Origin of the sequence: Methylobacterium sp. WL69, assembly GCF_008039485.1 — a bacterium.
Lineage (GTDB): Bacteria > Pseudomonadota > Alphaproteobacteria > Rhizobiales > Beijerinckiaceae > Methylobacterium.
In genome coordinates, this window is sequence record NZ_VRUZ01000049.1 from 22,452 (window position 1) to 28,737 (window position 6,286).

At 69.9% G+C, this 6,286-nt stretch carries 5 protein-coding genes; 2 read left to right on the forward strand and 3 right to left on the reverse strand.

Annotated features, from left to right (window positions below):
• The first annotated feature begins 201 nt into the window (after positions 1-201).
• Positions 202-1,224, forward strand: a complete 1,023-nt coding sequence (locus FV218_RS14140; RefSeq protein ID WP_147710252.1) for an NAD(P)H-quinone oxidoreductase — start codon at positions 202-204, stop codon at positions 1,222-1,224.
• Positions 1,225-1,316: 92 nt separating this feature from the next.
• Entirely contained in the window at positions 1,317-1,601 is a 285-nt protein-coding gene (locus FV218_RS14145; protein ID WP_147710254.1) for a hypothetical protein, read from the forward strand.
• 65 nt (positions 1,602-1,666) lie between these two features.
• Here FV218_RS14145 and FV218_RS14150 read toward each other — a convergent pair whose 3' ends face one another.
• The 3 genes from FV218_RS14150 to FV218_RS14165 form a co-directional block, all read right to left on the reverse strand.
• Positions 1,667-3,295: a porin gene (locus FV218_RS14150; RefSeq protein ID WP_147710256.1), complete on the reverse strand. Its 1,629-nt coding sequence runs from the start codon at positions 3,293-3,295 to the stop codon at positions 1,667-1,669.
• Between the two features lie 792 nt (positions 3,296-4,087).
• The gene (locus tag FV218_RS14160; RefSeq protein ID WP_056095600.1) at positions 4,088-4,969 is read right to left on the reverse strand and encodes a 3-hydroxybutyryl-CoA dehydrogenase; all 882 of its coding nucleotides are present in this window, start codon (positions 4,967-4,969) and stop codon (positions 4,088-4,090) included.
• 205 nt (positions 4,970-5,174) lie between these two features.
• Entirely contained in the window at positions 5,175-6,128 is a 954-nt protein-coding gene (locus tag FV218_RS14165; RefSeq protein WP_056095597.1) for an FAD-binding protein, read from the reverse strand.
• Between the last annotated feature and the right edge of the window lie 158 nt (positions 6,129-6,286).

Below are 6,286 nucleotides of genomic sequence, written 5' to 3' on the forward strand. Positions count from 1 at the left end.
GTAATTGGCACCATTTTGCCAAGGGAGGGCGGTCCACGTGGATAAGCCCTAAATTTTAGATTTGCGCTCCCCCAAAAGCTATCGATACTTCAAGTGAGGGCGATGCGCGAAGGCTGTGCGAACCGATCCCTGAAAACCCCCATCCCTTGCCAAAACCCCACCCCACCGCACATGACGGGTCTCGCCAAAGGGAACCCCGCCATGACCGCCAGCCTCCCCGAAAACCTGCCCAAAACCATGCGCCAGATCCGGTTCACCGCCGCCGGCGGGCCGGAGGTGTTGGCCGTCGAGACGGTGGCGTTGCCGGAGGCCGGGCGGGGTCAGGTGCTCATCGAAGTCGTGGCGGCGGGGGTGAACCGGCCGGACATCCAGCAGCGCGAGGGCAAGTATCCGCCGCCGAAGGGCGCCACCGAGATCCCCGGCCTCGAAGTCGCCGGGCGGATCGTGGCCTTGGGCGAGGGCGCCGAGGGGTTTTCCCTGGGCGACGAGGTCTGCGCGCTGACCATCAGCGGCGGCTATGCCGAGTTCGCCGTGTCCGAGGCCGGCCAATGCCTGCCGCGCCCGGCGCCCCTGTCCCTGGTGGAGGCGGCCGGCATCCCGGAGAACTACTTCACCGTCTATTCCACGGTGATCGAGCGCGGCCGGCTCCAGGCCGGCGAGGCGTTTCTCGTCCATGGCGGGTCGAGCGGCATCGGCTCGACGGCGATCCAGATCGCCAAGCATCACGGCGCCCGCGTCTTCGCCACGGCGGGCTCGGCGGAAAAATGCGCGTTCTGCGTCGACCTCGGCGCCGAAGCGGCCATCAACTACCGCGAAGAAGATTTCGTCGAGCGGGTGAAGGCGTTGACCGACGGCAACGGCGTCGACGTGATCCTCGACATGGTGGGCGCGCCGTATCTGGCGAAGAACCTGTCGGCCCTGGCCATCGAGGGGCGCCTCGTCCAGATCGCCTTCATGCAGGGCTACAAGGTCGACGCCTTCAGCATGACGCCGATCATGATGAAGCGCCTCACCTTCACGGGCGCCACCCTGCGGGCCCGGCCGAAACCCGAAAAGGCCGGCATCGCGCGGGGGCTCGCCCGGGACGTGTGGCCGCTGCTCGAGGCCGGGACGATCCGGCCGGTCATCCACGCGACGTTCCCCCTGGAGGAGGCGGCGAAAGCCCACGAACTCATGGAATCGAGCGCGCACCTCGGCAAGATCATGCTGGTGACCGGGCGCTGAGCTCAGGAACTCCCGATCCGACCCGGCGTTTGACCTTCATCACGGATTCGCGCGTCCGGCCCCGCGGGGTCGGCGCCATCAACGAGGGTTTCATGGCAGAGCAGCTTCACGGACAGGAATCCCGTCAGGGCAAGAAGGGCAAGCCGGTCCTCGCGGTCCTGCTCGGCAGCCTCGCCCTCCTGGCGGTGGCCATCGTCGGCCTGATGTCGTGGCAGGGCTCGCAGTCCCCGCCGGACTACGCGGCACAGACCAAGGCCGGCGCCCAGAACCCAGCCGCCGCCGCCCAGCCGAACAACGGCCTGAAGTCGGACATGCCCGCCAGCACCGGCAGCACCGTCCCGGCCAACACCCAGCCGTCGACCAACTCCGCCCGCTGAGCGTCCGGACGGTGGAACATGAGGCCGGTCCCCCTGGGGCCGGCCTTTTTCGTGGGAGCGGACTTTCAAAAATCCCGCTGCACCCGGGCCCGGATCTGGACCGCGTCGACGCCGGTCACGGTGGCGACGGCGTTGGCGGGGTCGTTGACGAAGCCCGCATTCGGGGTCGGGACCCGGCTGAGGTCGAGGACGCGGCCGCTCTGCACGCCGTAGCGGGTGTAGATCGCCTCGACGCCGATATCGAACTCCTTCACGGGCGACCAGATCAGGTTGGCGCCGACGACGAACCGGTCCGAATCCCGCAGGACTTGGCTCAGGTCGAAGAACCGCGTGCCGGGCACGCCCGGTCCGGTGCCGGTCACGGCCGAGGCGAGGCCCTGGGCCCGGCGCGCGCCCGGAGCGAAGGTCATGCGGCCGTAGGAGCCGAACGCGGCCGAGCGCACGGACGGCGTCCAGTAATGCAGCACGGCTGCCGTCGCCGAGACGCTCGTCGACAGTTCGAGGCGGTTGGTGAGGGGGTTCAGCACGGCGTCGTTGAGGAACTGCGAGAACGGCGCCCCCTGGATCGCCGTGGCGGCCTGGGCGTAGGGGCCGACATAGGCCGGCAGGCCGGTGTAGAGGGCGGTGCCCTCGCCGTAGGCGGCCTGGAGGTAGAGGGTGTCGCCGGGGGCCAGGGCCGACAGGTTGACCTTCACGCCGCCCTGGACGGCGAAGCCGTAGGCCGCGGGCGCGCGGCCGGCGTCGCGGCTGTTGCCGGGGGAGGCGGGCGCGCCGAGGTGGGTGCCGAGATAGGCGTCGCGGTCGAGGGCGCCCGGGCCGACCTCGTGCAGGGCGGCGGAGGCCTGGGCCGCGCCCCAGGTGTCGTCGTAGCGCAGCACGCCGACGAGGTCGGGCACGCGGCTGCGCTGGGCCGCGTCGACGAAGCCGATGCCCGTCGGCGCCCCGTCGGCGCCGGACCCGACGAAGACCGGCGCCACGGCGCGGGCCGCGAACCCGCCGTCGAGGCCCGGCGTCAGGGGCCGGGCGTTCTGGCTCGAATAGACCGCCGTCTGGCGGAAATGCGGGTCCTCGATGGAGAGCGTGGTCGAGAAGCCCCGGCCGAGCTTCGCCGTGTAGGCGGCGAGGTTGGTGGAGGGGATGTTCGAGCCCATGGACGCGACGATGAACTCGAAGTCGTGGGCGTAGAAATCGAAGAACGACGAGGCCCGCCCGGCGGTGAGGCCGGCGAACTGCACGAAGGCCTTGTCGAGGGTCACCTGCTGCTGGACCCGGCCGGCGGTGTCGACGCCGGTGGCCGGAAACGCGTTGCCGATCCGGTTGAACGCGCCCGCATGCATGGTGGCGAACCCGGTCCGACTGCCCACGTCGATGCGGGTGAAGCCCCGCAGGGCGCCGTAATCCGTCTGGGTCCGGGCGTCGAAGTTGATGCGGGCGCGGGACTGGTAGCCGCTGATGTCGCCGGCGGAGTTGCGGCTGTAGGCGTTCTGGAACGCGTACTCGAAGCGCGCCCGGCCAGAGACGCGCAGGCAGGTGTCCGTCCCCGGAAGGGTGAAGAACCCCGTGCCGGAGGCCGGGCAGATCCGGACCGCCTCGGCCGGCCCATTCCGGCGCTCCCCCGGCAGCTCCGCCGCCTCCACCGGGACCCCGATCAACCCGACTACGCCCGCCAGCAGGCTCGTGCGTCCGCGCGTCATGCCATCCCCGGTGCCGTCCAACCCAAGACGGGTCCAGATCGGTCGCATGCCCGCCGGCGTCATCGAGGCCGGTTCGCGGTCGGGGCGTGCGCCTGGGGAAGGTGTTAGATTCGTTCCGAGGCCAACGCAATCGGACGGGACCCGGATCGACTTGCAAAGATTTGGGGATTTGGAGAAGAATCGTTTTCGTGTGCTGGAGTTGCGGGACTGGGATTAAACTTATCCCTGGGACGTGGATGGGTGTAGCCTCCTACCGAACGATCTGTGCTTGCGTGCGGCCGCGGCGTCCCGTCCGGCGGCTTCGCGGGGCGGGGGAGGGCCGATGAACCGCGACGGGCTCCCGCTTCAGCCTGCGGCAGCCCCTGGCTCGTTGCGCAGAGCGCCCGCGCGCATCCCCTCTCCCCGCCTGCGGGGAGAGGGCCGCAGGCACCCCGTCGTGCCTGCGGCGAGCGAAGGCGAAGCCGCAGCGACGGTGAGGGGGCGATTCCGGACGAGTCTCACGCGGATTCGCCCCCTCACCTCCGGCTGCCGCCTCGCTCTGCCGACGACAAGGTCGGCAGAGCCCTCTCCCCGCAGGCGGGGCGAGGGGATGCGCGCGGGGGCCGTGCTTGTTCGACAACCCTCTTCTGCGGCGGCTTCAGGTCGCGACCATCATTTGCGGCGCCCTGACAGGACGGCGAGGGAGCCCGCCGCGATCCGTCGAAGCGGTCCGACACGCGTCCGAGCGCTTGAGGAAAACCCATCCGCGCTTCACCCGCCCAAGCCGGGCGGCCATCCGCCGCCCCGCGACGGTCAGCGGGTCGGGATCGGGGTCTCACCGCGGTAATCGTAGAAGCCGCGCTTGACCTTGCGGCCGAGCCAGCCGGCCTCGACGTACTTCACCAGGAGCGGGCAGGGGCGGTACTTCGAATCCGCCAGGCCCTCGTACAGCACCTGCATCACCGACAGGCAGGTGTCGAGGCCGATGAAGTCGGCGAGCTGGAGCGGGCCCATGGGGTGGTTGGCGCCGAGCTTCATCGCCGTGTCGATGGATTCCACCGAGCCGACGCCCTCGTAGAGGGTGTAGATCGCCTCGTTGATCATCGGCAGCAGGATGCGGTTGACGATGAAGGCCGGGAAGTCCTCCGACATGGTCGAGGTCTTGCCGAGCTTGGCGATGAACGCCTTCGCCGACTCGTAGGTCGGGTCCTCCGTGGCGATGCCGCGGATGAGCTCGACGAGCTGCATCACCGGCACCGGGTTCATGAAGTGGATGCCGATGAAGCGCTCGGGCCGGTCCGTGGAGGCAGCGAGCCGCGTGATCGAGATGGACGAGGTGTTGGTGGCGACGAGGGCGTCGGGGCGTAGGGACGCGCACAGGGTGCTGAAGATCAGGCGCTTGGTCGATTCGTCCTCCGTCGCCGCCTCGATGACGAGGTCGCACGGGGCGAGGTCGTCGAAGGTCTCGGCCCCGACGATGCGCGCCATGGCGCTGCGGCGCTGCTCCTCGGGAATCGTGCCCTTGGCGACCTGACGGGCGAGGTTGCCGTCGATGGTGGCGAGGCCGCTGCGGATGCGGGCGGGGTCGCGGTCGTTCAGCCGGACGTCGAGGCCCGCCATGGCGCAGACATGGGCGATGCCGCTGCCCATCTGCCCGGCGCCGACGATGCCGACGGTCCTGATATCGATGCCCATTGCGGTGAATCCAAACCCCCGAAGCGCTGCCCGCCCGTCGCCGGAGCCATCCGGGGGCAGGGCGGGTCTGCGGCTATGAAAACGCGCGTCGCACCAGAATCTTAGACCATTTCCGGGTCCAGGGCAGCCCGGCACGGGAGCTTATTCTCCGCGCCGGGCCGGCCGGGGCCGGACGAGTGTCCCCTGATCTGACTGGCCCTTGGTCTTACTGTCCCTTGGCCTTGACGAGTTCGGCCTGGAACTCGGGCACCACCTGGAACAGGTCGCCGACGAGGCCGTAATCCGCCACCTGGAAGATCGGCGCGTCCTCGTCCTTGTTGATGGCGACGATGACCTTGGAGTCCTTCATGCCGGCCAGATGCTGGATCGCGCCGGAGATGCCCACCGCCACGTAGAGGTCGGGCGCCACCACCTTGCCGGTCTGGCCGACCTGCCAGTCGTTGGGGGCGTAGCCCGCATCCACCGCCGCGCGCGAGGCGCCGACGGCGGCCCCGAGGGCGTCGGCCAGGGGCTCGATGAGCTCCTTGAACTTGTCTGCCGAGCCGAGGGAGCGGCCGCCCGAGACGATGATCCGCGCGGCGGCGAGTTCGGGACGGTCGGATTTGGCGATCTCCTCGCCCTTGAAGGTCGAGCCGCCGGGGGCCGGGGCCGCGGCCGACACGGCCTCGACGGCGGCGGCGGCGCCGCCCTCGACGGCCGCCTTGAACGCGGCGGTGCGCACGGTGATGACCTTCTTAGGTTCCGTCGCCTGCACGGTCTGGATGGCGTTGCCGGCGTAGATCGGCCGCTCGAACGTGTCGGGCGAGACCACCGTGATGATGTCGGAGATCTGGGCGACGTCGAGCAGGGCGGCGACGCGGGGCAGGACGTTCTTGCCCGTGGTCGAGGCGGCGGCGATGACCACGTCGTAGGCGCTCGCGATGGCGGCGATGCCGGCGGCGGTGGGCTCGGCCAGGGCGTGGTCGTAGGCGGCGTCCTCGGAGACCAGCACCTTCTCGACGCCCTCCAGCCTGGCGGCGGCCTCCGCCGCCGGGTGGCTGCCCGAGCCGAGCACCAAGACGTGGACGGGGGCGCCGAGCTGGGTGGCGGCGGTGAGCGCCTTCAGGCTCGCGTCGCGAACCGCACCGTTGTCGTGCTCGATGTACAGGAGGGTGGCCATTCGGGGGACCTCGGAGCGTATCCGGGGGCCCGTCGCCGGGGCGGCGCCGGGCCTCGCACGGGGGTAAGGCTGTGTGTTTTACACAACAGGCGCGGGCGGCGATAAACCGTGTGTTGATGTAGGGGGGGGGCGGATGATTAAAAAAAAAAAGGGGGGGG

Coding starts and splice junctions, on each gene's coding strand:
- FV218_RS14140 (WP_147710252.1), top strand. CDS start 202: ATGACCGCCAGCCTCCCCGAAAACCTGCCCAAAACCATGCGCCAGATC.
- FV218_RS14145 (WP_147710254.1), top strand. CDS start 1,317: ATGGCAGAGCAGCTTCACGGACAGGAATCCCGTCAGGGCAAGAAGGGC.
- FV218_RS14150 (WP_147710256.1), bottom strand. CDS start 3,295: ATGACGCGCGGACGCACGAGCCTGCTGGCGGGCGTAGTCGGGTTGATC.
- FV218_RS14160 (WP_056095600.1), bottom strand. CDS start 4,969: ATGGGCATCGATATCAGGACCGTCGGCATCGTCGGCGCCGGGCAGATG.
- FV218_RS14165 (WP_056095597.1), bottom strand. CDS start 6,128: ATGGCCACCCTCCTGTACATCGAGCACGACAACGGTGCGGTTCGCGAC.